The organism is Bradyrhizobium sp. LA2.1 (genome assembly GCF_040547725.1).
GTDB classification, from domain to species: Bacteria; Pseudomonadota; Alphaproteobacteria; order Rhizobiales; family Xanthobacteraceae; genus Bradyrhizobium; species Bradyrhizobium barranii.
In genome coordinates, this window is the sequence record NZ_JBEPQI010000019.1 from 145,814 (window position 1) to 167,873 (window position 22,060).

The window sequence follows — 22,060 nt, forward strand, 5'->3', positions numbered from 1 at the left end:
ACCGGTTCGACGGGCCTCGAAAGCGGTTTACCCGAGCAGAGAGAGCATCTGGCCCTGCTCCGGCGGAATACGCCCTTTCAGGGTATCGAGAAACACCTGCCGCACCGCGTCGGGTCCGCGGCTCTCGACCACGGTCAGGCTTCTCTCCAGGAGCGGCGCGAAACCCGACCATGCTGCGCCGAAGCGCTGCTCGATGCCGCCCGGGCCCCATTCCTTGGCGCGTTTGCGGATCTGGTCGGGCGCGAAGAACCAGCGCGGCTTTGCACCGGGCAGCTCGCCTTCGTCGGGCTCTGTGGCGCGATGCGTCAATCCGACGCGTACGGAGCATTTCATCCGGTCGCCGAAGTGCTGATGCAATCCGGCGCGCAGCGCGCTGTTGCCGGCCATGTCAACGAAGGCGACCGGCGCATCCGATGGCAACGACGTAATGCGGTCATAGCTGACGACCTCGTCATAGCAACCGAGCGACGAGACCAAGCCGGCATTGCCGGCGGACGTCAGCCCGATCACCTTGCGGCCGCGCGTGTGCAGCTGATGGGCGAGGCCGAACGCGGTCTTGCTCGAGGCGCTGGAGAGCAGCACGGTGCGTGCGCCGAAATCGTCGTTCTCGGCCAGAAAGTCGTCGACCAGGAACGACAGCATGAACAGCGGCCGCAGCAGCGCCTGGTAATCGCCCTTCCGGCCGGCGTAGGCGGGATCGCCGCTGACGCGGGCGTAGGCGTTGTAGACCGGCGCGACGCCCTGCCGGTGTGCGGCACCGTCGCGAAGGCCGCGCTTGCTCACATCGGTCGCCTCGATGACGAGATGCGTCGCCATCGGAAAGTAGCCGAACAGGCGCTCGCCCACGGCGATGTTCGGATGCCTGGAGGCGACCACCTCGCCAAAGCCCCATACCGGAATGTTGCCAAAACCGTTCGGCGCGGGAAAGAGCTGCCAGTATTTCAACTCGTCGCCCATCACCGCGTAGGTGATGTTGTTGGCGGTGAAGGCGAAGCGGTCGACCTTGACGAGCAGGGCGTCAGTCGGCAGCGCATCCGCGCCGGGACGCTCGGTCGCGACCACCTTGCACTGGTCGAGGTTATCTTTCGCAACGACGAAGTCGATCGATGTCATGGCTTTGATCCCGGCTTTGTCCGCGCCGGCATTTCATCGTTCACCCATGATCCTTTTGCAACAGCAACATAGTTTAAAACGCCGTTTGCAGCCGTTCGTTACGCGCCGGCGCGCGCGTGGTCCGCCCAATAGGGCTCCCGCAGCTTGCGCTTGAAGATCTTTCCCGTCGCCTCGCGCGGCAGCGCGTCGCGGAATTCGACGTCCTTCGGCACCTTGAAATTGGCGAGCCGCTCGCGCAGGAACGACTGGACCGCGGCGGGCGAGAGCGTCGCGCCGGGCTCCGGCTCGACATAGGCGCAGAGCCGCTCGCCGAATTCGGCGTCGGGAATGCCGAACACGGCGCAATCGCGCACGCCGGGCATTCCGATCAGCGCGTTCTCGATCTCGGCCGGATAGATGTTGACGCCGCCGGAGATCACCATGTCGCGCTTGCGGTCGCACAGGAACAGATATCCATCCTCGTCGAGGTAGCCGACGTCGCCGACGCTGACGAGACCGTCGCGGCCGGCCTCGGCGCGCGCCTCGGCCTTGCCGTGATAGTCGAAATCCGGCACCGAAGCCTGCCGCATGTAGATTTCACCGGGTTCGTTGACGTCGCACGGGCTGCCGTCGGCGCGGAAGATCTTGACGATGCCGCCCTCGATGGCGCGGCCAACGGTGCCGGGCTTCTTCAGCGCCTCCGCCGCGGAGTGCCACACCGGAATCCCGGTCTCGGTCGAACCGAAATATTCGTTGATGACGCCTCCCCACCAATCGATCATCGCTTTTTTCACGTCGGGCGGGCAGGGCGCCGCGCCGTGCACGACAAAGCGCAGCGACGACAAGTCGTAACGTCGCTTCATGTCGTCGGGCAGCCGCAGCAGGCGCACGAACATCGTCGGAACCATGTGCATGTGCGTGACGCGATGGCGCTCGATGAGTTGCAGCAGGTCTTCGGGATCGAAGCGCGGTTCCAGCACGATGGTGCAGCCACTGCGATAGGCTAGCATGCCGTAGGAGTGCGGAGCGGAATGGTACATCGGGCCGTTCATCAGCACGACCTGATCCTCGTTCGGCTTCACGCCGTAGGCGATCGCCCCGACGCGCTCGGAGGCCGCGACCTGCTCGGGGCGCATCGGCATGCGCCGCACGCCCTTCGGCATGCCTGTGGTGCCCGACGTGTAGAACATCGGCGCGCCGCGGCGTGGCGGCTGGGTGAGTTCCGCCTGGCCGTCCCGCCATTTGTCCCAATCGGTCAATCCGTCCGGCACCTTTGTGAGTGCAGCGGGGATGTCGAACGCGCCGGCGATCTCCGGCGGCGTCGGCACGACCATGAGCGCCAGGCCATCCGGCAGGCCGTCGCGAATCTGCGGCAGCAGGTCGGCATGGCAGATCAGGATGTCGGCGCCGCTGTCGGCCAGGATATAGCGGACTTCGGCGGCCTTCAGGTGCCAGTTGATCGGCACCACCGGTCGGCCGAGCGCGGCGGAAGCCGCGACCACCTCGAACAGGGCGAAGTCATTGCGCAGCATCATGGCGACCGGCGTGCCCTCGCGCCCGCCGAGCGTGCTGATCCCGTCTGCGGCCCGTCTGATCCGCGCATGGAGGTCTGGATAATCGATCCGGCGCTCGCCGCTGATGATCATGGGACGTCCCTTCAAAGCGTTTTCAAGCGAAGTGGATACCGGTTCGCGTCAAGAAAACGCGTCAAACAAAAACTCTAACGGTCATCGAGAATGCCGCCGAACGGCACCCAGCTCTTGCCGTTGAAGCGGCGGAGCTGAAGCTGCTGGAACGGCAGATAGTCGTCCGGACCGGTCGATACGCTCATTCCGGGCAACAGCAGCGGCAGCTTCACCTCTTTCAGCGACGCGGCCTGCTTCAAGATGTTGTCGCGGCTGACATCGTCCTTGCAGGCGCTCAGCACCGTCATCAGCAGCGTGGCATAGTGATAGCCCGCCGCATAGTTGGAGTTCGAGAGATCCGCGGTCGGCATGTATTGCTTCATGAACGCGAAATAGGACTTCACGCCGGGATCGTCGGCCCATTGCGGGTCCATCGTGTCCTTCTGGTTGCTCGACGAGATCAGGCCGACCGCATTGTCCAGGCCCGCCGGTTCCAGGAACGAGATCGAGGAGGCCGAGGTGGGCACGAACAACAGCTCCGGCTTCCAGCCGATCTCGGCTACGCCCTTGACCATCTGCGAGGTGAACTTGCCGAGCACGACGCCAAACAGCACGTTGGCGCCTGACGCCTTCAGCGTCGAGAGCTGCGAGCTGATCGTCGGCGCGCTGGTCTCGTAACTCGCTTCCGCGATGATCATGCCGGCGGCCTTGGGCCCGAGCGCGCGCTTGAAGCCCGCGACATAGTCGCGGCCGAAATCGTCGTTCTGGGACAGGACCGCGATTTTCGCGTCGGGCTTGGCTTGCAAGATATACTTGGCATAGACGACGCCCTCGGATTCGTAGGCCGCCATGCCCGGCATCGTCCAGGGATTCTTCTGCGGATCGGCCCATTTGGTGGCGCCCGAGAGCACGAACAGCTGCGGCACCTTCTTGGCGTTGAGGTAACGCTGCACGGCGCTGTTGGTGGCGGTGCCGAGCGAGCCGAACATCATCAGCACCTCGTCCTGCTCCACCAGCTTGCGGGTCTGCTCGACCGTCTTCGGCGGCGAGTAGGCGTCGTCCAGCGTGATGAACTTGACCTTGCGGCCGTTGATGCCGCCTTCCGCGTTGACCTTCTCGAAGAACGCCTCCTGCGTCCGTCCGATCGCGCCGAAGCCGGATGCCGGACCGCTATAGGGCAGGGTCTGCCCGATCCGGATCTCGTCCGCACCGGCGCTGCCGGCGGCAAGCGTCAGCAACGACAGGCCTGTCAGCGCGGCTGTCAGCTTCATGATGTCCTCCCGTTTGTCTTTTCAGTCCAATTTTCTTGTCGACCAAGCCGTCAGGCGCTGGCGCGCATCAGGAAATCCTGCCGGGCCTGATCGAATTCGCCCTTCATCCGGTCGACCAGCTCGGCCACCGGAGGCGCATCCAGGATCTGGCCGATGCCCTGGCCGGAGCCCCAGATGTCGCGCCACGCCTTGGATTTCATGTTGCCGCCGGAGCCGAAGTTCATCTTCGTCTTGTCGGCGACTGGGAGGTTGGCTGGATCGAGCCCTGCGGCCGCAATCGAGGGGCCGAGATAGTTGCCGTGCACGCCGGTGAACAGGTTGGTGTAGACGATGTCGTGCGCGGCGTGCTGCGTCAGCGCGGACTTGTAGGCTTCGTCGGCATTGGCTTCCTTCGTCGCGATGAAGCGCGTGCCCATATAGGCGAGGTCGGCGCCCAGCGTCAGCGCGGAGGCGATGCCAAAACCGTCGCTGATCGCGCCCGACAGCAGGATCGCGCCGTCGAACCATTGCTTGACCTCGCGCACCAGCGCGAAGGGCGACAGCATGCCGGCATGTCCGCCCGCGCCGGCGCACACCAGGATCAGTCCGTCGACGCCTTGCTCCGCGGCCTTGCGCGCATGCTTGACGTTGATGACGTCGTGGAACACCAGCCCGCCATAGGAGTGCGCGGCCTCGACGATCTCGGCGGGCGGCCGCAGCGAGGTGATGATGATGGGCGCCCTGTGCTTCACACAGGTTTCCATGTCCTTCATCAGCCGGTCGTTGGAGGCGTGGCAGATCTGGTTGACCGCGTAGGGCGCAACCTTCTTGCCGGGATTGCGCGATTTGTATTCGCCGAGCTCGTCCTCGATGCGGCTCAGCCACTCGTCGAGCTTTTCCACCGGACGGGCGTTGAGCGCCGGAAACGAGCCGACGACACCGGCCTTGCATTGGGCGATCACCAGCTCCGGCCCGGAGACGATGAACAGGGGCGAGCCGACCACGGGCAGCTCCAGATTGTTCTTGAGCAGAGCGGGCAGTGCCATCCGATCCTCCTGACAAAGCACTTCGCCAGCCTGCCGGCCGGGGTGAGCGCTTCCATGTCGCTTGTCGCGTCGGCGGGGTGTCCGCCGCTGGCGTGTTTGACCCCACTATAGGGTTGGACGGCGGGCAGGGGATCGTTCAATATTGAACAAGCGGATATTCAGATTTGTACGGAGCCGGCGTGGATTGGGATCTCTGCAAGACCTTCGTCGCGGTCGCCGACACCGGCAGCTTCACTGCGGCGGCAAAACGTCTGCACGCCAGCCATCCGACCGTCAGCCGCAAGATCGCGGCGCTGGAGGCGCAGCTCGGCACCAAGCTGCTGGCGCGGGCCGCCGATGGCTTCGTGCTCACCGCCGATGGACGTACGCTGCGAGAGCATGCCGAGGCGATGGCGGCTGCCGCGCTCCGCGCCGAAGCCGCCGTTGGCGCCGGCGGTCGCAAGGCGCGTGGCACGGTCAAGCTGTCGATCGGCGCGACGCTGGCCTCGCACTGGCTGATGCCGCGGCTGCGATCGTTTCTCGGCGCGCATGACCACATCCGGCTCGAGATCATTACCCATCCGTTTCCGGCCAGCGTGCGCCGGCGAGAGGCCGACGTCGTGCTGCGCCCGGTCGACAGCGGCGAGGAAAACCTGGTCGGCCGCAAGATCGGCCGTCTCGGCACCGGGTTCTATGCCTCGCGCGACTATGCCGCGGGCCGCTCTCTGCCGGAGCGGAGCGGCGAGTGGAAGGGGCACAGCGTCATCGGCTTCGCCGACCAGGATTCGAACGCGCAGCTCGCGCGCTGGAGCAACGCGATCACCCGCCAAGGAACCATGGTGATGCGCTGCTCGTCGCAGGGCGACATGCTGGCGGCGGTGCGCGCCGGAATCGGCATCTCTGCGCTGTCCTGCTTCGTCGCGGAGAGCTATCCGGACCTCGTGCGCGTCGCGCCGCAGAAACTCGTCAGCGTCGCCGACCTCTGGCTGCTCGCCCATCCCGATCTAGTCGAGTTGTCTGCGGTGCGCGCCGTCATCGACTTCGTGGCCGAATGCGCCCGCGCCGATCGCGAGCTGGTTGCTGATGACACCTTCGCGCTTCTTGATCACGCGATAATAGCTCCACCACAGATGCGCGGCTGCCCCGCGCAGCGGCCGCCAGGGTTCGGCGAGCGGCGCCATCTGCTTCTCCGTCGGCCGCGCCTGAAGGCCCAGGCCAACTTTGATCCCCTCCTGCACGGCGATGTCGCCGGCCGGCCAGGCATCGCCGTGCCCGAGGCAGAACAGCAGATAGACGTCGGCCGTCCATGGCCCGATGCCGGGCAGCGCGATCAGCGTATGGTGCGCGGCCTCGGCGTCTTCCTCGGCGAGCACGTCGAGGTTCAGCCGCTGCGCATTGATCTCGCGCGCGAGATGTTTCAGCGTCTTGATCTTGGCGGCGGACAGGCCGAGCCGTCCCAGCCGGTCGGTGCGGGCGCGGCTCACGGCCTCATGGTCGAACGGATCGAACGCGGCGGACAGCCGTCCCCAGATCGCCGCGGCGCTCGCCGTGGAGAGCTGCTGCCCGCAAACGATGTGGGCGAGCCCCGTAAAACCCGGCTCACGCCGCCGCAAGGCGGGCATGCCGGCGATCTCGAGCACGGGCTTGAGGCGCGGGTCGCGCTTGATCAGCGCGTGGACGGCCTCTTCGAGGTCGGACTGGGTTTCGAGGTGGATGGTCATATGGGTCGGCAAACTCTCTCCGGCGTCATGGCCGGGCTTGACCCGGCCATCCACGTCTCTCTAACCACACGACATGTCTAGCATGGGTGACAGTGTTCGTATCTGTCCGCGACTTGACACGATCGCTGTATCGCACCGAAGAACGTGGATGGCCGGGACATAGGCGAGCGGAAGCGACGCCGTCCCTTCGGACGGCTATGCCCGGCCATGACGAGTTTCACCGCATGGCGCCACCCGTTTTCAGATTTGCCCCCAGCCCGAATGGCCTCTTGCATCTCGGCCACGCCTATTCGGCGCTGCTCAACTTCGACCGCGCGCGCGAGACCGGCGGGCTGCTGCTGCTGCGAATCGAGGATATCGACGCGACGCGCTGCCGGCCGGAGTTCGAGGCGGCGATCTATGACGACCTCGCCTGGCTCGGCATTGCCTGGGAGAAGCCGGTGCGGCGGCAGTCGGAGCATCTCGCGGTTTATCGCGCCGCGCTCGAAAAACTCTCCGCACTTGGTCTCGTCTATCCCGCGTTCGAAAGCCGGGCGGAGATCGCCAGGCTCGTGACCGCGCGCGAGGCCGCCGGGCCATGGCCGCGCGATCCCGATGGCGCGCCGCTTTATCCGGGTGACGCCAGATCGCTGTCGGCCGGCGAGCGCGACCGGCTCATTGCATCTGGCGTGCCTTACGCGCTGCGGCTCGACATGGCGGCCGCCTGCCGGCGCGCCGCCGGCCTGAGGTGGACTGAGCTGGGCGTGGGCCCCGACGGCGAGCATGGTACCGTCCCCGCGCGGCCCGAGGCTTGGGGCGACGTCATCCTGGCCCGCAAGGAGACACCGACCAGCTACCATTTGTCCGTCGTCGTCGACGACGCGCTTCAGGGCATCAGCGAGGTCGTGCGGGGGCAGGACCTGTTTCACGCCACCTCGGTTCACCGCCTGCTCCAGGTCCTGCTCGATCTGCCGGAACCCGCCTATCGCCACCACGCCCTGATTCTGGACGAGGCGGGCCGGAAGTTGTCGAAATCGGACCGCTCGACCGGCCTGCGCGAGTTGCGCGCTGCCGGCGCCACGCCCGCCGGCGTCCGCCGGTTGGTGGGATTAGGTTAAGTTTCTCTGGGGGTTAGCAAAACGTCGCCGTGACTCCGGGGGTTCCGCCGTGCGATGCTTGCTTGAGAGCCTGGGGATCGAAGGGGACCCTTCGAAGGGATTCATGGCGGCGAAAACGCGCTCAGCGCGCACCACGCGAACGTCCAGGCGACCGCCTCGGAAGCGGTCCGGGGCGACCGGCCGGTTGCGCAAGCGCAGCGCCAAGGCCGTGGCGCCGGACGTGGTCCAGGCCGCGCTCGCCGCTTTCGCCCATGAGGTCCGTACCCCCCTGACCGGCATTCTCGCGATCAGCGACCTGCTCGCCACCTCCGATCTCGGCGAGCGCGAGCGGCGCTGGGCCGACACCATCAAGGCCGGTGCCGAGCATCTGGCGAGCCTTGCCACCCTGTTCGTCGATGCCGCCAGGACCGGCAAGGGGGCGGGCAAGGGTGGAAGTGCCTTGCGGCAGGATTTGTTCGATCTGCGCGCGCTCGCCCGCAGTGCCGGCGATTCGCTCGCCGGACGCGCCGCGGCCAAGGGCCTCCAGGCGCAGGTCGATATCTCCGAGAAGCTGCCGGGGCTGGTGGTCGGCGATTCCGTCCGCCTGCGCGCCGCGCTCGAGAACCTGATCGACAATGCCGTCAAGTTCACCGAGCAGGGCGGTGTCGCGCTCGCGGTCGCGCCTTGGCGTCCCGCCAAAGGCAAGGCCAGAGACAAGGCGAAGGGCAAGGTCGGCGTCGCCTTCGCGGTGTCCGACAGCGGCATCGGCCTGACCATGGCCGAGATCAAGCGGCTGTTCCGCCCCTTCACCCAGGCCAATGTCACCATCGCCTCGCGCTTCGGCGGCGCCGGCTTGGGCCTTTCCTCGGTCAAGCAACTGGCGCGCGCGATGGGCGGCGACATCACGGTCGCCCCGCGGCGCGGCGGCGGCGCCACCTTCACGTTGACCATGTCGCTCGACGCGACGGAATCGCGTAAGTCCCGCAAGTCGAAGGGCGAAGCCGAGGCGGATGCGATGGCCGCGCTGCGCGTGCTCAGCGTCGAGGACAATCCGTTCGGCCGCGTCGTGCTCAACACCATCCTGACCGAGCTCGGCCACCATGCCGAGTTCATCGGGCGCGGCGAGGATGCAGTGAACCGGCTCGCGCAGGGCGCGTTCGATGCGGTGCTGATGGACATGGTGCTGCCCGGCATCGACGGCGTCGAGGCCATCAGGCGGATCCGGACCATGCCGGCGCCGCTGGCTCAGATCCCCATCATTGGCGTGTCCGGCCGTGGTGAGGACGAGGCGGCCTCGCGCGAGGCCGGCGCCGACGCCTTCCTGGTCAAGCCTGTGTCTCCGCGCGCTTTAGCGACTGCGCTGCTTGAAGCGAAACGCCGTGAGGAAGCCGCGACTTGATGATCGCGGCGTTGAGCTCGCCGCCGTAGACGAAGATCGCGGCGATGAAATACAGGAACACCAGCGCGATGATCACCGAGGCGAGCCCCGCATACATCGTCACGTAGTTGTTGGCGAAGCGCGCCAGATATTGGCCGAACACGATGCCCGAGATCAGCGATGCCACGATGGTGAAGACGATGCCGGGCAGGATCTGGAGGAAGGCGCGCCGTCCCGCCGGCAGCCAGGCATGCAGGATGATCAGCGCCACCACCAGCGCACCCACGGTGATGCCGTAGCGCAGCCAGGTGAGGATGCTCTCGTTGGACTCGACGACCAGCGGGATATGGCGCCGCGCCGCCTCGATGAAGAGCGGTCCGAGTACGATCAGGAACGCCATGGCAAGCGCGGTGAAGGCCGCGACCAGCGTGTAGCCGATCGATTCAAGGCGCAACCAATACCAGCGCCGCATCTCCACCACCGCATAGGCGCGGTTCAGCGCGACGCGGAGCGCCTCGACGCCATTGGAGGCGAAATACACCGACAGCGCTGCGCCGATCGTCAGCACGCCGGTGCGGGTCGTGGTCAAAACGTCGTGGACTTCCCCCGAGATCGAATCGGCGACCTGCTTCGGCCAGACCTGAAGCATCAGGCTTGCGGCCTGATCGGCAAGTTCCTTGGAGCCGAAGAAGCCGGCGAGCGAGGTCAGCACGATCAGGAACGGGAACAGCGCCATCAGCGTCGACAGCGCGATATGGCTCGCGATCGCCCAGCCGTCGTCGGCGAGGAAGGTGTAGAAGGCGTCTTCCACGACGACGTAGATGGTGCGGATTGCCCTCACGCGCCCACCTACACGACAGGTGCCGCTCGCTCGCCCCGTACGCGGGGAGAGGCGAAAAAGCCGGGCAATTGGCGCAGACCAGAAATCATCGCACTACCATCTGATATTATTGACCTAAAAGCCAGATCGCGAAGCGCCCCCGCCGTCATTCCGGGCTCGATGCTTCGCATCGCCCCGGAATGACGGCGGCGGCTGCCGCGGCACCATGGCGCATCCGCAAGCACGGTGTTATCTACCCCAAATGGCATCTCTCCTGAGTACTTTCATCCTGCCGGTAGCGGCCGGCGCCGTGGCGGTGGTGCTGCTGCTCGGTCTCGTCAACATGATGCGCGGCGGCTCGCCAAACACCTCGCAGAAGCTGATGCGCTGGCGCGTGCTGCTTCAGTTCGTGGCGATCGTGGTTGCCATGCTCGCAGTCTGGGCGATGGGGCGTTAAGAATGGTCACGCTGAATCGCATCTATACGAAGACCGGTGACGACGGCACGACGGCGCTCGGAACGGGCGAGCGCCGTCCGAAATACGATCTGCGCATCGAAGCCTATGGCACCGTGGACGAGACCAATGCCGCGATCGGCGTTGTCAGGCTCCACACCCATGACATGCCCGAGTTCGACGCGATGCTCGGCCGCATCCAGAATGATCTGTTCGACCTCGGCGCGGACCTCGCGGTGCCCGAGCGTGAAGGCAAGGCCGAGCGGCTGCGGGTGGTGGCAAGCCAGGTCGAGCGGCTCGAACGCGACATCGACGCGCTCAACGACAAGCTGGCGCCGCTCACCTCCTTCGTGCTGCCGGGCGGCACGCCGGCCGCCGCCTACCTCCACGTTGCCCGTACGATTTGCCGCAGGGCGGAACGCGTGATGGTGGAACTGGCGGCCCGGCCCGGCGAGCCCGTGGGCGCTGCTGGCATCCAGTATATGAACCGCCTGTCGGACTTCCTGTTCGTTGCCAGCCGTGCCGCCAACCATAATGGTGCCGGCGACGTGCTCTGGGTTCCGGGCCAGAATCGCTGACCCATTGAGGTCGATATTTCTAAGGTCTAAAATTTGGCCCTGTCGCGCGTTGACCGGGCCGGATCAGGCCTTTAGGTTCCGCGCCAGTTGATAACCCCCCTCCCATATTGAGTGAAAGAGGATCGATGAAGGTCTTGGTGCCGGTAAAGCGGGTGGTTGATTACAACGTCAAGGTCCGCGTCAAGGGCGATGGATCGGGCGTTGAACTCGCCAACGTCAAAATGTCGATGAACCCGTTCGACGAAATCGCGGTCGAGGAAGCGTTGCGCCTGAAGGAAGGCGGCAAGGCCACCGAGGTCGTCGTGGTTTCCATTGGACCGGCGCAGGCCTCGGAGACGATCCGCACCGGTCTCGCCATGGGCGCCGACCGCGGCATCCTGGTGAAGGTTGATGGCACCGTCGAGCCGCTCGCGGTCGCGAAGATTCTGAAGAAGATCGCCGACGAAGAGCAGCCCGGCCTGATCATCCTCGGCAAGCAGGCGATCGACGACGACAGCAACCAGACCGGTCAGATGCTGGCCGCGCTGCTCGGCTGGTCGCAGGCGACGTTTGCTTCGAAGCTCGAGGTCGAAGGTTCTGACTTCAAGGTCACCCGCGAAGTCGACGGCGGTCTGCAGACCGTCAAGCTGAAGGGACCGGCGATCGTCACCACGGATCTCCGTCTCAACGAGCCGCGCTATGCCTCGCTGCCCAACATCATGAAGGCCAAGAAGAAGCCGATCGCGGAGAAGACCGTCGCCGATTACGGCGTCGACGTCGCCGCGCGTCTCGAGGTTCTCAAGACGACGGAGCCGGCGGGCCGCAAGGCGGGCGTCAAGGTCAAGGACGTCGCCGAGCTGGTGTCGAAACTCAAGAACGAAGCCGGGGTGCTCTGATGACGACGCTTCTGATTGCCGAACACGACAATGCGTCGCTGAAGGACGCGACCAACAAGGCCCTGACCGCGGCTGCCGCGCTCGGCGCGGATGTCGACGTGCTGGTGGCCGGCCAGAACGCCAAGGCTGCGGCGGATGCTGCCGCCAAGCTTGCCGGTGTGAAGAAGGTGCTGCTTGCCGAGGGCGAGGCCTACGCCCACGATCTCGCCGAGCCGCTGGCCGCGCTGATCGTCTCGCTGGCGTCCGGCTATGACGCGATCGTCGCGCCCGCGACCTCGCGCTTCAAGAACGTGATGCCGCGTGTCGCAGCCCTGCTCGACGTCATGCAGGTCTCCGAGATCACCAAGGTGGTCGCCCCTGACACCTATGAGCGCCCGATCTATGCCGGCAACGCCATCCAGACGGTGAAGTCGAAGGACGCCAAGAAGGTCATCACGGTGCGCACCTCGACCTTTGCGGCGGCGGGTGAAGGCGGCAGCGCCGCGGTCGAGAACGTCGCTGCGGCGGCCGATCCGGGCCTGTCGTCCTTCGTCGGCGAGGAAGTCGCCAAGAGCGACCGCCCCGAGCTGACCTCGGCCAAGATCATCGTCTCCGGTGGCCGTGCCATGCAGAGCCGCGAGAACTTCGCCAAGTACATCGAGCCGCTCGCCGACAAGCTCGGTGCCGGCGTCGGTGCCTCGCGCGCGGCGGTGGATGCCGGCTATGCGCCGAACGACTGGCAGGTCGGCCAGACCGGCAAGGTGGTGGCCCCCGAGCTCTATGTCGCGGTGGGCATTTCCGGCGCGATCCAGCATCTGGCCGGCATGAAGGACTCCAAGGTGATCGTCGCGATCAACAAGGACGAGGACGCGCCGATCTTCCAGGTCGCCGATTACGGCCTGGTCGCCGACCTCTACCAGGCGGTTCCTGAGCTCACCGAAGCGCTTGCCAAGCTCGGCAAGTAAAAACGCGCTAAAAACACCGGCCGGAGTGGTACACTCCGGCCGGTTTTTCTTTTTCAAGGCGTTTTCTTTGGCGTGGGGCACGCCGGGGAAGCGATCCAATCTAGGTTTCGAGCCAGGATTCTGATCTAATCGAGTTTCTGATTAAATCGGACCTCCCGGCTCGGGGGATGAGGCAGGCGCGATCTGCGCGCCGTTCCGGTGGATGACATTATGGCGGCAGTGATCAAGAAGGTCGGCGTGATCGGCGCGGGTCAGATGGGCAATGGCATCGCGCATGTCGCGGCGCTGGCCGGTTTCGACGTGGTGCTCAACGACGTCTCGGCCGACCGGCTCAAGTCGGGCATGGCCACCATCAATGGCAATCTGGCGCGCCAGGTCTCCAAGAAGGCCGTCAGCGAGGACGACAAGACCAAGGCGATGGCGCGCATCAAGCTCGCCGAGAAGCTCGACGACCTCGCCGATTGCGACCTCGTGATCGAGACCGCGGTCGAGAAGGAAGAGGTCAAGCGCAAGATCTTCCACGAGCTCTGCGCGGTGCTGAAGCCGGAGGCGATCGTCGCCTCCGATACCTCCTCGATCTCGATCACGCGGCTAGCCGCCGCCACCGACCGGCCCGAGCGCTTCATCGGCATTCACTTCATGAATCCGGTACCGCTGATGGAGCTGGTCGAGCTGATCCGCGGCATCGCCACCGACGACCAGACCTTCGAGGCGTCCAAGGAATTCGTCTCCAAGCTCGGCAAGCAGGTCGCGGTCTCCGAGGATTTCCCGGCCTTCATCGTCAATCGTATCCTGCTGCCGATGATCAACGAGGCGATCTACACGCTGTATGAAGGCGTCGGCAATGTCGAGGCCATCGACGCGGCGATGAAGCTTGGCGCGCATCATCCGATGGGCCCGCTCGAGCTCGCCGATTTCATCGGCCTCGATACCTGCCTGTCGATCATGCAGGTGCTGCACGAGGGCCTCGCCGACTCCAAATATCGCCCGTGCCCGCTGCTGGTGAAATACGTCGAGGCCGGCTGGCTCGGCCGCAAGACCCAGCGTGGCTTCTACGACTACCGGGGCGCCAAGCCGGTTCCGACGCGCTGATCCAATTTCCGGTGCCGTAGGGTGGGCAAAGGCGCAAGGCGCCGTGCCCACCATCTCTCCAATGATGCGGTGGAAATTGGTGGGCACGCTTCCGCCTTCGCTCTTCGAGCTACGGCGGACAAGCCGCTTTGCCCACCCTACGGCGCTATCGCCCTCCGGCCGTGCATCCGCACCGTGACAATTCATGTCGCGTTAACCGCTCGCCCCTAGGCTGCGCCCGGTAAGAGGGTTTGCGTAATGGACATGATGGCGATGGTCAGCACCATGCTGGCCGCTCAGCAAGGCGCGCTGCAGTCGAATATCACGGCGACGCTGATGAAGCAGAATGCGGACGCGGAGAAATCCACCGTCCTGACGCTGCTCGGCGCTGGTCAGCCCTCGCTCGCCAATGTCGGCGCCGGCGTCGGCGGCAACCTCAACGTCACCGCTTAAGACAAACCGCCTAGAGCGACGCGGCGGCCTTGCCCGTCGCAGCCCGGATCAGCTTGAGCGCGTCCTCGCTCGCCCATTCCGCCGGCCCCGCGATCGTCGCGATCTCGCAGCCCTGCGGGTCGACCAGCACCGAGGTCGGCATGCCCAGGGCCCGGCCTATGGCTTTAAGATCCTGGAAAACCTTGGCTTTCTGATCGCTAAAATAGCCGAGCCGGGTCAGATTGGCCTCTTTCAGGAACGTCTTGGGCTTCTCGGCGTCGCGGGTGTCGATGTTGATCGCCACCACCTCGAAATTCGGGCCCGAAAGCTTGCCCTGGAGCTCGTCCAGCGCCGGCATTTCCTTGCGGCAGGGCACGCACCAGGTGGCCCAGAGATTGACCAGCAGCGTCTTGCCGCGGAAATCGGACAGCTTCTTCGGCTTGCCGTCGGCGTCCTCGAAGACCAGGTCGGGCAGTTTTAGCGGCGCGCTCGCCATGGTCAGGGCGGCCAATTCGCCATGGGCGAGGGGGGCGATTTTCTGCGCCGTTGCCACCGCGGCCCGGCAGGCCGGATCGCCTGAGGGCGCCCGGTTCAGGCCCAGCCCGTACAGCGCGGCGAAGCCGGCCAGCCCACCGATCGCCACGGTGGCGATGACGAGGGGGATCCGGCGCGTGGCGGAGGGCGTCTTGTCGAGCATATCGTTTGTCATCCGGTCGCAGATATGGCTATCAGGGGCCTCTTAATACGGCTGGCTCCGGCCAGCAAACGTGCAGCAGCAGCAGCGGCAAGCAAGGCGTGAGCAGGGGATCATGAGCAACAAGATGTGGGGCGGCCGGTTCTCGGAACGTCCCGATGAGATCATGGAAGAGATCAACGTCTCCATCGACGTCGATCGTCACCTCTTTGCCCAGGACATTGCCGCATCCAAGGCGCACGCCGCGATGCTTGCCGCGCAGGGCATCATCACGGGCTCTGATGCGAAAAATATCGGCAAGGGTCTAGACACGATTTTGTCAGAGATCGGCAAGGGCGGCTTCACGTTCAAGCGTGCCCTCGAAGATATCCATATGAACGTCGAGAGCCGCCTGTCCGAGCTGATCGGCCCCGCCGCCGGCCGGCTGCACACCGCGCGTTCGCGCAACGACCAGGTCGCGACCGATTTCCGTCTCTACGTCCGCGACGTGCTCGACGAGACCGACGCCGCGCTCGCCGCGTTCCAGGCGTCGCTGGTCAATCGCGCGCTCGAACACGCCGCGACCGTCATGCCCGGCTTCACGCATCTGCAGACCGCGCAGCCCGTGACCTTCGGCCATCATCTGCTCGCCTATGTCGAGATGGCGGCGCGTGACCGCGGCCGTTTCCAGGACGCCCGCAAGCGGCTCAATGAATCGCCGCTCGGCGCCGCCGCGCTCGCCGGCACCTCGTTCCCGATCGACCGCCACGCCACCGCGAAAGCGCTCGGTTTCGACCGCCCGATGGCGAACTCGCTCGATGCGGTCTCCGATCGCGACTTCGTGCTGGAGACGCTGTCGGCGGCCTCGATCTGCGCCGTGCACATGTCGCGCTTTGCCGAGGAGATCGTGATCTGGACCTCGCCGCTGGTCGGTCTCATCCGCCTCAGCGACAAGTTCACCACGGGATCCTCGATCATGCCGCAGAAGCGCAATCCGGATGCCGCCGAGCTCGTGCGCGCCAAGACCGGCCGCGTCATCGGCGCGCTCAACGGCCTCCTGATCGTGATGAAGGGCCTGCCGCTCGCCTATCAAAAGGATATGCAGGAGGACAAGCAGGGCGCGATGGAGGGCTTTGCCGCCCTGTCGCTCGCGATCCGCGCCATGACCGGCATGGTCCGCGATCTCATGCCCGACGAAGCGAAGATGAGGGCGGCGGCGGGCGAGGGCTATGCCACCGCGACCGACCTTGCCGACTGGCTGGTGCGGACGCTGAAGATGCCGTTCCGCGACGCCCACCACGTCACCGGCCGTATCGTGGCGAAGGCCGCCGAGGGCGGCGTGGCGCTGCACGAGCTGCCGCTGAAGGAGATGCAGGCGATCGAGCCAAAGATCACCAAGGACGTGCTCGGCGTGCTCTCGGTCGAATCGTCGGTGAAGAGCCGGACCAGCTTCGGCGGCACCGCGCCGAAGAACGTGGCGTCGCAGGCCAAGGCGTGGGCGAAGCGGCTGGAAAAAGAGCGAAAATTGGGCTGAGGGCAAAATTTCGCTTATGTTTCATGATCATCCGGCTCTCGCCAGAGCGTGCCAATCTCTGTATGGTGCGGCCCGCGTAGTGGGGATTTCGTCGTGACGTCAAAGTTTCGCCCGGCCGGCTCGGGGTGGGCCATCATTGTCTTGAGCCTGACGGCGCTCGCGCTTGCCGGCTGCGGCCGCAAGGGCCCGCTGGATCTGCCGCCGACCGCCTCCAGTGCATCCACGGCCAATGTCGCAGCTCCAACCGACACCGAGACCGAAGCCCAGAGGACGCCGAGCGTGTTCAATCCCGGCTACGGTGCGGACGCAGCGCCTGCCGCGGCCAAGGGCAAGAAGAAATCGTTTATCCTCGACCCGCTCCTGGACGAACCTCCCGGCAAAAAATGAGCCGGGATAGCTGAGCCGACGCCATGAACCATTTTGACTATCGCAACGGCGTGCTGCACGCCGAGGCCGTGAACCTGTCCGAGCTGGCCGCAACCGTCGGTACGCCGTTCTATTGCTATTCGACCGCGACGCTCGAGCGGCACTACCGCGTCTTCGCCGACGCCTTCGCCGGCGAGAAGGTGCTGGTCTGCTACGCCATGAAGGCGAATTCCAACCAGTCGGTGCTGCGCACGCTGGCCAAGCTCGGGGCCGGCGCCGACGTGGTCTCCGGCGGCGAATTGAAGCGCGCGCTGGCCGCCGGCATCCCCGCCAGCAAGATCCTGTTCTCCGGCGTCGGCAAGACCGAAACCGAATTACGCGCCGCGCTGGCCGCCGACATCCTCTGCCTCAACGTCGAATCCGAGCCCGAGCTCGAGCTGTTGTCGCGGCTTGCGACCGAGATGGGCAAGACCGCGCGCATCTCCGTGCGCGTCAATCCCGACGTCGATGCCGGCACACACGCCAAGATCTCGACCGGCAAGTCCGAGAACAAGTTCGGCATTCCGATCGCCTATGCCCGCGAGGTCTATGCGCGCGCCGCAAAACTTCCGGGCATCGAGGTCACAGGCACCGACGTGCATATCGGCAGCCAGATCACCGATCTCTCCAAGATGGAGACCGCGTTCCGCATCCTCTCCGAATTCGTGCAGACGTTGCGCGCCGACGGCCACAACATCTCGCATGTCGATTTCGGCGGCGGCCTCGGCATTCCCTATTACATGGACCGCGAGGCGCCGCCGGCACCCGACGCCTATGCCGCCATGGTCAAGCGCGTCAGCCATAATCTCGGCTGCACGCTGATGTTCGAGCCGGGCCGCATGATCGTCGGCAATGCCGGCATCCTGGTCGCCAGGGTGATCTATGTGAAGCACGGCGACGGCAAGAACTTCGTCATCATCGACGCCGCTATGAACGATTTGATCCGCCCGACGCTGTACGAGGCGCATCACGACATTCTGCCGGTGACGCAGCCGGCCGCGGGCGCCGCCACGATCATGGCCGACGTCGTCGGCCCGGTCTGCGAGACCGGCGACTATCTCGCATTGGATCGCACGCTGCCGACGCCGAAGCCCGGCGATCTCATCGCCATCATGACCGCGGGCGCCTATGGCGCGGTGCAGGCCGGCACCTACAACACGCGGGCGCTGGTGCCGGAAGTGCTGGTGAAGGGCGATCAATACGCCGTGGTGCGCCCGCGCATCGAGGTCGAGCAGCTGATCGCGATGGATACGCCGGCGCCGTGGCTGTGAGGGATTGAGGGGCTATTTCCCGGCCAATCCACCCTTCGTTCCGCCAACCACAACGCCCGCCTTCTTCTCGATCGGCTTGATCGCCGCCGTGAAATCGGACTCGGCACCTTCCGCGCTGATCACGGTCTCCCATAGTCGTCCGACCGCGTCGGCGACCTCCATCGACAGGCCGAGCTGCTTCATCTCCTCCAGCGCCAGCCGCACGTCCTTCACCATCAATCCGGTGGCGAAGCCGAAGTCGAATGTCCGCGGCAGCACCGCGCGCGGAAACTTGTCGCGGCTCGCGGTGTTCATGCCGGAGCCGGCATTGATGACGTCGATCATCACCGCGGGATCGAGCCCCGCCTTGACGCCCATCACCACCGCTTCCGAGGTTGCCACGATCGCGGTCGCCGACAGGAAATTGTTGGCGAGCTTCATGGTCTGCGCCGCGCCCGGCTTCTCGCCGATGAAGAACACTTTTCCGATCACGTCGAGCGCGGGCTTGAGCAGCTCGAACTCGGCTTTGGGCCCTGAGACCATCACCGCCAGGGTGCCCTTCTCGGCGCCGCCGACGCCGCCGGAGACGGGGCAGTCGATCTGCACGATGTCGCGTTTCGCCAGCAGGCCGTGGATCTTCGCCGCCATCGTCGAGCCGACGGTGGAGAGATCGATGAAGCGCCTGGCGCGGCTCCCTTCGATCACGCCGTTCGCTCCCGTCGCGACCTCGAGCGACGCCTGCAGCGAGGGCAGGCTCGCCATGACCGTCTCGACCTGGTCGGCAACGTCCTTCGGCGAGGTTGCAGCGGTGGCGCCGCGCGCCACGAGCTTGTCGACGGCCTCCTTGCGGGTGTCGAACACGACGAGCTTGTGCCCCGCCTCGATCAGCCGCCGCGCCATCGGGAAACCCATGTTTCCGAGGCCGATGAATCCGATGTGCATGGTGTTTCCTTTGTTTGTTGTTGTTCGTGAGAGCGGGGTCACATTTTACGTTCGTCGTCCCGGGGCATCGCAAAGCGATGAGCCCGGGACCCATATCCGCAGGGAGGAGTTGTTGCGCGAAAGCGGTCACTCCGAGTCCCGCTAACCACATCTGCCTGTGGTTATGGGTCCCGGGCTCGCGCTTCGCGCGCCCCGGGACGACGTCGGAGAGAGGTTGGCCTCAAGCCTTTCCTCACGCCTTGCCGTCGATCTCCGCGAACACCTCGCGCGCGATGCGAAAGCTGTCGACCGCGGCCGGCATGCCGCCATAGATCGCGACCTGCATCAGGATCTCGCGGATCTCGTCGCGGGAGACGCCGTTGGTCAGCGCGCCCTTGAGATGCGCGCGAAACTCGTGTTGGCGGTTGAGGATCGCGATCATGGCGATGTTGAGCATGCTGCGGGTCTTGCGCGGCAGTTCCTCGCGGCCCCACACGGTGCCCCAGCAATATTCGTTGAGCATCTCCTGGAACGGACGGTTGAAATCGTCGACGTTCTTCAGGGCATTGTTGACATAGGCCTCGCCCAGCACCGCTTTGCGGACTTCCAGGCCCTTGTCGTGCATCTTCTTGTCCATGGCGTTTCCTCTATTTCCCCTGCATTTCCCTCGGGAATGGCGCGCGGAAATTACGGGGTTGCGCCCGGCCAGTCACGTCCTCGTGTTATGCGGGAAAAGGGGGCACTCCCGTACGGGAACGGATGCCTCAGTGCTGCCGTTGTGATACGCTTCTCTCCCGGGCAACCTGGAGAATTGATTGAACGGCGTCACCCCCGACCCGTCAGACCCGATCCGCGATGGCGACGCTCTGTCGCGGCTGAAGCTGGCGCAGGCCCTCGATCGGGCTATTTATGCCATCGCGTGGGAACGTGCCTGGCCACATCTGGCGCGGGTGCTGACTGTCGTTGGCCTGTTCCTGGTGGTGTCGTGGGCCGGGCTCTGGCTGGCGCTGCCGTCCGTCATCCGTGCCATCGGTCTCGTGGCTTTTGCCGGCGCCGCAATCGCCGCTCTGGTCCCGCTGATTCGTTTCCGCTGGCCGGGCCGCGACGAGGCTCTGAGCCGGCTCGACCGTGGCTCCGGTATCCGTCACCGCCCGGCGACGACGCTGACGGACACGCTGAGCTCGAAAGACCCGGTCGCGCTGGCGTTGTGGCAGGAGCAGCGTGAGCGTACGCTGGCTTCGCTCAAGCGCATCCGTGCCGGCTTGCCGCATCCGCGCCTCGCCCTGCACGATCCCTGGGCGCTGCGCGCGCTGGTCATGGTGATGCTGGTCGCGACCTTCTTCGCCGCCGGCGACGAGCGCGCGATGCGGTTAGGTGCCGCGTTCGACTGGAACGGCGTGCTGGCGCCGACCAACGTCCGCGTCGATGCCTGGATCACCCCGCCGCTCTACACCGGCAAGCCGCCGGTCATCCTGTCGGCCGCCAACAAGGAGGCCGCAGCGCTGCCTGCGAGCGGCCCACTCGCAGTTCCGGCCGGCTCGACCCTGATCGTACGCTCCTCCGGCAGCAACCTCGATGTCGTCACCTCCGGCGGCCTCAAGGAGGTCGCGCCCACCGAGGCCGCGCCGAAGGGCACCAACGAGAAGCATTTTACCATCACCGGTGACGGCACCGCGCATGTCCGCGCGCCCTCCGGCCAGCCGCAATGGGCCTTCGCGGCGACGCCGGACCGCCCGCCGACGATCGCGCTCGCCAAGGATCCCGAGCGTCAGGCCTATGGCGCGTTGCAGCTCTCCTACAAGATCGAGGACGATTACGGCGTCACGGGCGCTGCCGCGCAATTCGTTCCGCGCGCAACCGAAGACAAGGACGGAACCAAGGACGCGGACGGCAAGGCCGCGCGGCCGCTGTTCCAGCCGCCGCAATTCGCGCTGACGCTGCCCAATGCGCGGACCCGCAATGGCGTCGGCCAGACCGTGAAGGACCTCAGCGAGGATCCCTATTCCGGTGCGGACGTGACGCTGACGCTCACCGCCAAGGACGAGGCCGGCAACGAGGCGAAGAGCGAGCCCTTCAACATGCGCCTGCCGGGCCGGCTGTTCACCAAGCCGCTCGCCCGCGCGCTGATCGAGCAGCGCCGCATCCTCGCGCTCGACGCCAACAAGAACTCCGACGTCTACGCCGCGCTCGACGCACTGATGATCGCGCCCGAGATGTTCACGCCGGAGGCCGGGCAGTATCTCGGCCTGCACAGTGTCGCACGCCAGCTCGAGGCGGCGCGCACCGACGACTCGCTGCGTGAGGTCGTGGCGAGCCTGTGGGCGCTTGCGGTGACGATCGAGGACGGCAACATCAGCGACGTCGCCAAGGCGTTGCGCGCGGCGCAGGACGCGCTCAAGCAGGCGCTTCAGCGCGGCGCCAGCGACGAAGAGCTCAAGAAGCTCATGGACAATCTGCGGACCGCGCTCGACAATTACATGCGCCAGTACGCGCAGCAGATGCGCAGCAATCCGCTGGCGCGGCCGGCCATCGGCCTCGACGACCAGATGAAACGCATCGAGCGGCTGATCCAGCGCGGCAACCGCGAAGCGGCGGCGCGCGAGCTGGACCGCTTGGCCCGCGCGCTGGAAAATCCCCCGGGGCCGCCCAGCGCCGAGCAAAAAGAGATGGACGAGATTGCGCGCGAGCTGAACGATCTGCTCCGGGAGCAGAATGCGCTTCGCGACGAAACCGACCGGCAGAGCAAGGACTCCAAGCGCGGCCAACGGACCAAGCCTCTGCCGCCCAAGGTCGCGGAGATCCTGCGCAAATCGAGAGAGCTGCGGCAGAAGACGCGCGGCGCGACCAGCGATCAGCTGGAGGACCTGGCAAGGCAGCAGGACGCCTTGCGCGAAGAGCTCAGGACCTGGCGTGAATCCCAGGGAGCGAGATAGCTC

Annotated in this window: 21 protein-coding genes and 1 pseudogene; 13 read left to right on the forward strand and 9 right to left on the reverse strand. The window is 65.8% G+C overall.

What is annotated here, in order from left to right; genetic code table 11:
• Positions 1-27 precede the first annotated feature (27 nt).
• The 4 genes from ABIB95_RS31435 to ABIB95_RS31450 all read right to left on the reverse strand — a co-directional run bounded on the left by ABIB95_RS31435 (position 28) and on the right by ABIB95_RS31450 (position 5,013).
• Entirely contained in the window at positions 28-1,113 is a 1,086-nt protein-coding gene (locus tag ABIB95_RS31435) for a DUF2855 family protein (RefSeq protein WP_354245202.1), read from the reverse strand.
• Between the two features lie 98 nt (positions 1,114-1,211).
• Positions 1,212-2,738 (reverse strand): acyl-CoA synthetase, encoded by a 1,527-nt coding sequence (locus tag ABIB95_RS31440; protein WP_354245205.1) that lies wholly within the window; start codon positions 2,736-2,738, stop codon positions 1,212-1,214.
• A gap of 74 nt (positions 2,739-2,812) precedes the next feature.
• The gene (locus ABIB95_RS31445) at positions 2,813-3,988 is read right to left on the reverse strand and encodes an ABC transporter substrate-binding protein (RefSeq protein WP_354245208.1); all 1,176 of its coding nucleotides are present in this window, start codon (positions 3,986-3,988) and stop codon (positions 2,813-2,815) included.
• Between the two features lie 50 nt (positions 3,989-4,038).
• Positions 4,039-5,013, reverse strand: a complete 975-nt coding sequence (locus ABIB95_RS31450; protein ID WP_354245211.1) for an NAD(P)H-dependent flavin oxidoreductase — start codon at positions 5,011-5,013, stop codon at positions 4,039-4,041.
• 179 nt (positions 5,014-5,192) lie between these two features.
• On the opposite strand from ABIB95_RS31450, the pseudogene ABIB95_RS31455 reads away from it, so the two are divergent.
• Positions 5,193-6,062: pseudogene (locus ABIB95_RS31455) on the forward strand (LysR family transcriptional regulator); the annotation flags it as partial.
• Here ABIB95_RS31455 and ABIB95_RS31460 read toward each other — a convergent pair.
• The gene (locus ABIB95_RS31460; protein ID WP_354245266.1) at positions 5,997-6,713 is read right to left on the reverse strand and encodes a DNA-3-methyladenine glycosylase family protein; all 717 of its coding nucleotides are present in this window, start codon (positions 6,711-6,713) and stop codon (positions 5,997-5,999) included. The pseudogene ABIB95_RS31455 and the gene ABIB95_RS31460 overlap by 66 nt on opposite strands.
• A 224-nt stretch (positions 6,714-6,937) precedes the next feature.
• On the opposite strand from ABIB95_RS31460, the gene gluQRS reads away from it, so the two are divergent.
• Positions 6,938-7,810, forward strand: a complete 873-nt coding sequence (gene gluQRS / locus ABIB95_RS31465; RefSeq protein ID WP_354245214.1) for a tRNA glutamyl-Q(34) synthetase GluQRS — start codon at positions 6,938-6,940, stop codon at positions 7,808-7,810.
• A 103-nt stretch (positions 7,811-7,913) separates the two neighbouring features.
• The gene (locus ABIB95_RS31470; RefSeq protein ID WP_063985796.1) at positions 7,914-9,188 is read left to right on the forward strand and encodes an ATP-binding protein; all 1,275 of its coding nucleotides are present in this window, start codon (positions 7,914-7,916) and stop codon (positions 9,186-9,188) included.
• On the opposite strand, the gene ABIB95_RS31475 is transcribed toward ABIB95_RS31470, so the two are convergent.
• Positions 9,115-10,008, reverse strand: a complete 894-nt coding sequence (locus tag ABIB95_RS31475; RefSeq protein WP_071909336.1) for a YihY/virulence factor BrkB family protein — start codon at positions 10,006-10,008, stop codon at positions 9,115-9,117. The genes ABIB95_RS31470 and ABIB95_RS31475 overlap by 74 nt on opposite strands.
• A 241-nt stretch (positions 10,009-10,249) precedes the next feature.
• On the opposite strand from ABIB95_RS31475, the gene ABIB95_RS31480 reads away from it, so the two are divergent.
• The 6 genes from ABIB95_RS31480 (at position 10,250) to ABIB95_RS31505 (ending at position 14,362) form a co-directional block, all read left to right on the forward strand.
• Entirely contained in the window at positions 10,250-10,444 is a 195-nt protein-coding gene (locus ABIB95_RS31480) for a twin transmembrane helix small protein (RefSeq protein ID WP_015688858.1), read from the forward strand.
• A gap of 2 nt (positions 10,445-10,446) precedes the next feature.
• The gene (locus ABIB95_RS31485) at positions 10,447-11,019 is read left to right on the forward strand and encodes a cob(I)yrinic acid a,c-diamide adenosyltransferase (protein ID WP_014491644.1); all 573 of its coding nucleotides are present in this window, start codon (positions 10,447-10,449) and stop codon (positions 11,017-11,019) included.
• A 125-nt stretch (positions 11,020-11,144) separates the two neighbouring features.
• Complete coding sequence (locus tag ABIB95_RS31490) at positions 11,145-11,894, forward strand: electron transfer flavoprotein subunit beta/FixA family protein (RefSeq protein ID WP_071909337.1); 750 nt, start codon at positions 11,145-11,147, stop codon at positions 11,892-11,894.
• Complete coding sequence (locus ABIB95_RS31495) at positions 11,894-12,838, forward strand: electron transfer flavoprotein subunit alpha/FixB family protein (protein WP_354245219.1); 945 nt, start codon at positions 11,894-11,896, stop codon at positions 12,836-12,838. Before ABIB95_RS31490 ends, ABIB95_RS31495 begins: the two co-directional genes overlap by 1 nt.
• A gap of 210 nt (positions 12,839-13,048) precedes the next feature.
• Positions 13,049-13,930, forward strand: a complete 882-nt coding sequence (locus tag ABIB95_RS31500; protein WP_063985792.1) for a 3-hydroxybutyryl-CoA dehydrogenase — start codon at positions 13,049-13,051, stop codon at positions 13,928-13,930.
• A gap of 237 nt (positions 13,931-14,167) precedes the next feature.
• Positions 14,168-14,362, forward strand: coding sequence for a hypothetical protein (locus tag ABIB95_RS31505; RefSeq protein WP_014491648.1), 195 nt, complete (start codon positions 14,168-14,170; stop codon positions 14,360-14,362).
• A gap of 10 nt (positions 14,363-14,372) precedes the next feature.
• Here ABIB95_RS31505 and tlpA read toward each other — a convergent pair whose 3' ends face one another.
• Positions 14,373-15,038: a thiol:disulfide interchange protein TlpA gene (gene tlpA / locus ABIB95_RS31510; RefSeq protein WP_354181462.1), complete on the reverse strand. Its 666-nt coding sequence runs from the start codon at positions 15,036-15,038 to the stop codon at positions 14,373-14,375.
• Positions 15,039-15,150: 112 nt separating this feature from the next.
• Between tlpA and argH the strand changes: the two genes are divergently transcribed.
• The 3 genes from argH (at position 15,151) to lysA (ending at position 18,224) form a co-directional block, all read left to right on the forward strand.
• Complete coding sequence (argH, locus tag ABIB95_RS31515; protein ID WP_354245222.1) at positions 15,151-16,548, forward strand: argininosuccinate lyase; 1,398 nt, start codon at positions 15,151-15,153, stop codon at positions 16,546-16,548.
• 93 nt (positions 16,549-16,641) lie between these two features.
• Positions 16,642-16,935: an LPS translocon maturation chaperone LptM gene (gene lptM / locus ABIB95_RS31520; protein WP_063985789.1), complete on the forward strand. Its 294-nt coding sequence runs from the start codon at positions 16,642-16,644 to the stop codon at positions 16,933-16,935.
• Between the two features lie 23 nt (positions 16,936-16,958).
• Complete coding sequence (gene lysA / locus ABIB95_RS31525; RefSeq protein ID WP_354245225.1) at positions 16,959-18,224, forward strand: diaminopimelate decarboxylase; 1,266 nt, start codon at positions 16,959-16,961, stop codon at positions 18,222-18,224.
• 12 nt (positions 18,225-18,236) lie between these two features.
• On the opposite strand, the gene ABIB95_RS31530 is transcribed toward lysA, so the two are convergent.
• Both ABIB95_RS31530 and ABIB95_RS31535 read right to left on the reverse strand, forming a co-directional pair.
• On the reverse strand, positions 18,237-19,145 hold the full coding sequence (locus tag ABIB95_RS31530; RefSeq protein WP_354245228.1) for an NAD(P)-dependent oxidoreductase: 909 nt from the start codon (positions 19,143-19,145) through the stop codon (positions 18,237-18,239).
• A 232-nt stretch (positions 19,146-19,377) separates the two neighbouring features.
• On the reverse strand, positions 19,378-19,761 hold the full coding sequence (locus ABIB95_RS31535) for a carboxymuconolactone decarboxylase family protein (RefSeq protein ID WP_014491654.1): 384 nt from the start codon (positions 19,759-19,761) through the stop codon (positions 19,378-19,380).
• A 178-nt stretch (positions 19,762-19,939) separates the two neighbouring features.
• On the opposite strand from ABIB95_RS31535, the gene ABIB95_RS31540 reads away from it, so the two are divergent.
• Positions 19,940-22,057, forward strand: a complete 2,118-nt coding sequence (locus ABIB95_RS31540) for a TIGR02302 family protein (RefSeq protein ID WP_354245231.1) — start codon at positions 19,940-19,942, stop codon at positions 22,055-22,057.
• Positions 22,058-22,060: the final 3 nt, after the last annotated feature.

Bases quoted from the DNA above. Each gene is read 5' to 3' on its own strand.
- ABIB95_RS31530 (WP_354245228.1), bottom strand. From the start codon at position 19,145: ATGCACATCGGATTCATCGGCCTCGGAAACATGGGTTTCCCGATGGCG.
- ABIB95_RS31450 (WP_354245211.1), bottom strand. From the start codon at position 5,013: ATGGCACTGCCCGCTCTGCTCAAGAACAATCTGGAGCTGCCCGTGGTC.
- ABIB95_RS31440 (WP_354245205.1), bottom strand. From the start codon at position 2,738: ATGATCATCAGCGGCGAGCGCCGGATCGATTATCCAGACCTCCATGCG.
- ABIB95_RS31480 (WP_015688858.1), top strand. From the start codon at position 10,250: ATGGCATCTCTCCTGAGTACTTTCATCCTGCCGGTAGCGGCCGGCGCC.
- ABIB95_RS31485 (WP_014491644.1), top strand. From the start codon at position 10,447: ATGGTCACGCTGAATCGCATCTATACGAAGACCGGTGACGACGGCACG.
- ABIB95_RS31435 (WP_354245202.1), bottom strand. From the start codon at position 1,113: ATGACATCGATCGACTTCGTCGTTGCGAAAGATAACCTCGACCAGTGC.
- ABIB95_RS31535 (WP_014491654.1), bottom strand. From the start codon at position 19,761: ATGGACAAGAAGATGCACGACAAGGGCCTGGAAGTCCGCAAAGCGGTG.
- lysA (WP_354245225.1), top strand. From the start codon at position 16,959: ATGAACCATTTTGACTATCGCAACGGCGTGCTGCACGCCGAGGCCGTG.
- ABIB95_RS31460 (WP_354245266.1), bottom strand. From the start codon at position 6,713: ATGACCATCCACCTCGAAACCCAGTCCGACCTCGAAGAGGCCGTCCAC.
- argH (WP_354245222.1), top strand. From the start codon at position 15,151: ATGAGCAACAAGATGTGGGGCGGCCGGTTCTCGGAACGTCCCGATGAG.
- tlpA (WP_354181462.1), bottom strand. From the start codon at position 15,038: ATGCTCGACAAGACGCCCTCCGCCACGCGCCGGATCCCCCTCGTCATC.
- ABIB95_RS31445 (WP_354245208.1), bottom strand. From the start codon at position 3,988: ATGAAGCTGACAGCCGCGCTGACAGGCCTGTCGTTGCTGACGCTTGCC.
- ABIB95_RS31495 (WP_354245219.1), top strand. From the start codon at position 11,894: ATGACGACGCTTCTGATTGCCGAACACGACAATGCGTCGCTGAAGGAC.
- ABIB95_RS31470 (WP_063985796.1), top strand. From the start codon at position 7,914: ATGGCGGCGAAAACGCGCTCAGCGCGCACCACGCGAACGTCCAGGCGA.
- ABIB95_RS31500 (WP_063985792.1), top strand. From the start codon at position 13,049: ATGGCGGCAGTGATCAAGAAGGTCGGCGTGATCGGCGCGGGTCAGATG.
- gluQRS (WP_354245214.1), top strand. From the start codon at position 6,938: ATGGCGCCACCCGTTTTCAGATTTGCCCCCAGCCCGAATGGCCTCTTG.
- ABIB95_RS31505 (WP_014491648.1), top strand. From the start codon at position 14,168: ATGGACATGATGGCGATGGTCAGCACCATGCTGGCCGCTCAGCAAGGC.
- ABIB95_RS31490 (WP_071909337.1), top strand. From the start codon at position 11,145: ATGAAGGTCTTGGTGCCGGTAAAGCGGGTGGTTGATTACAACGTCAAG.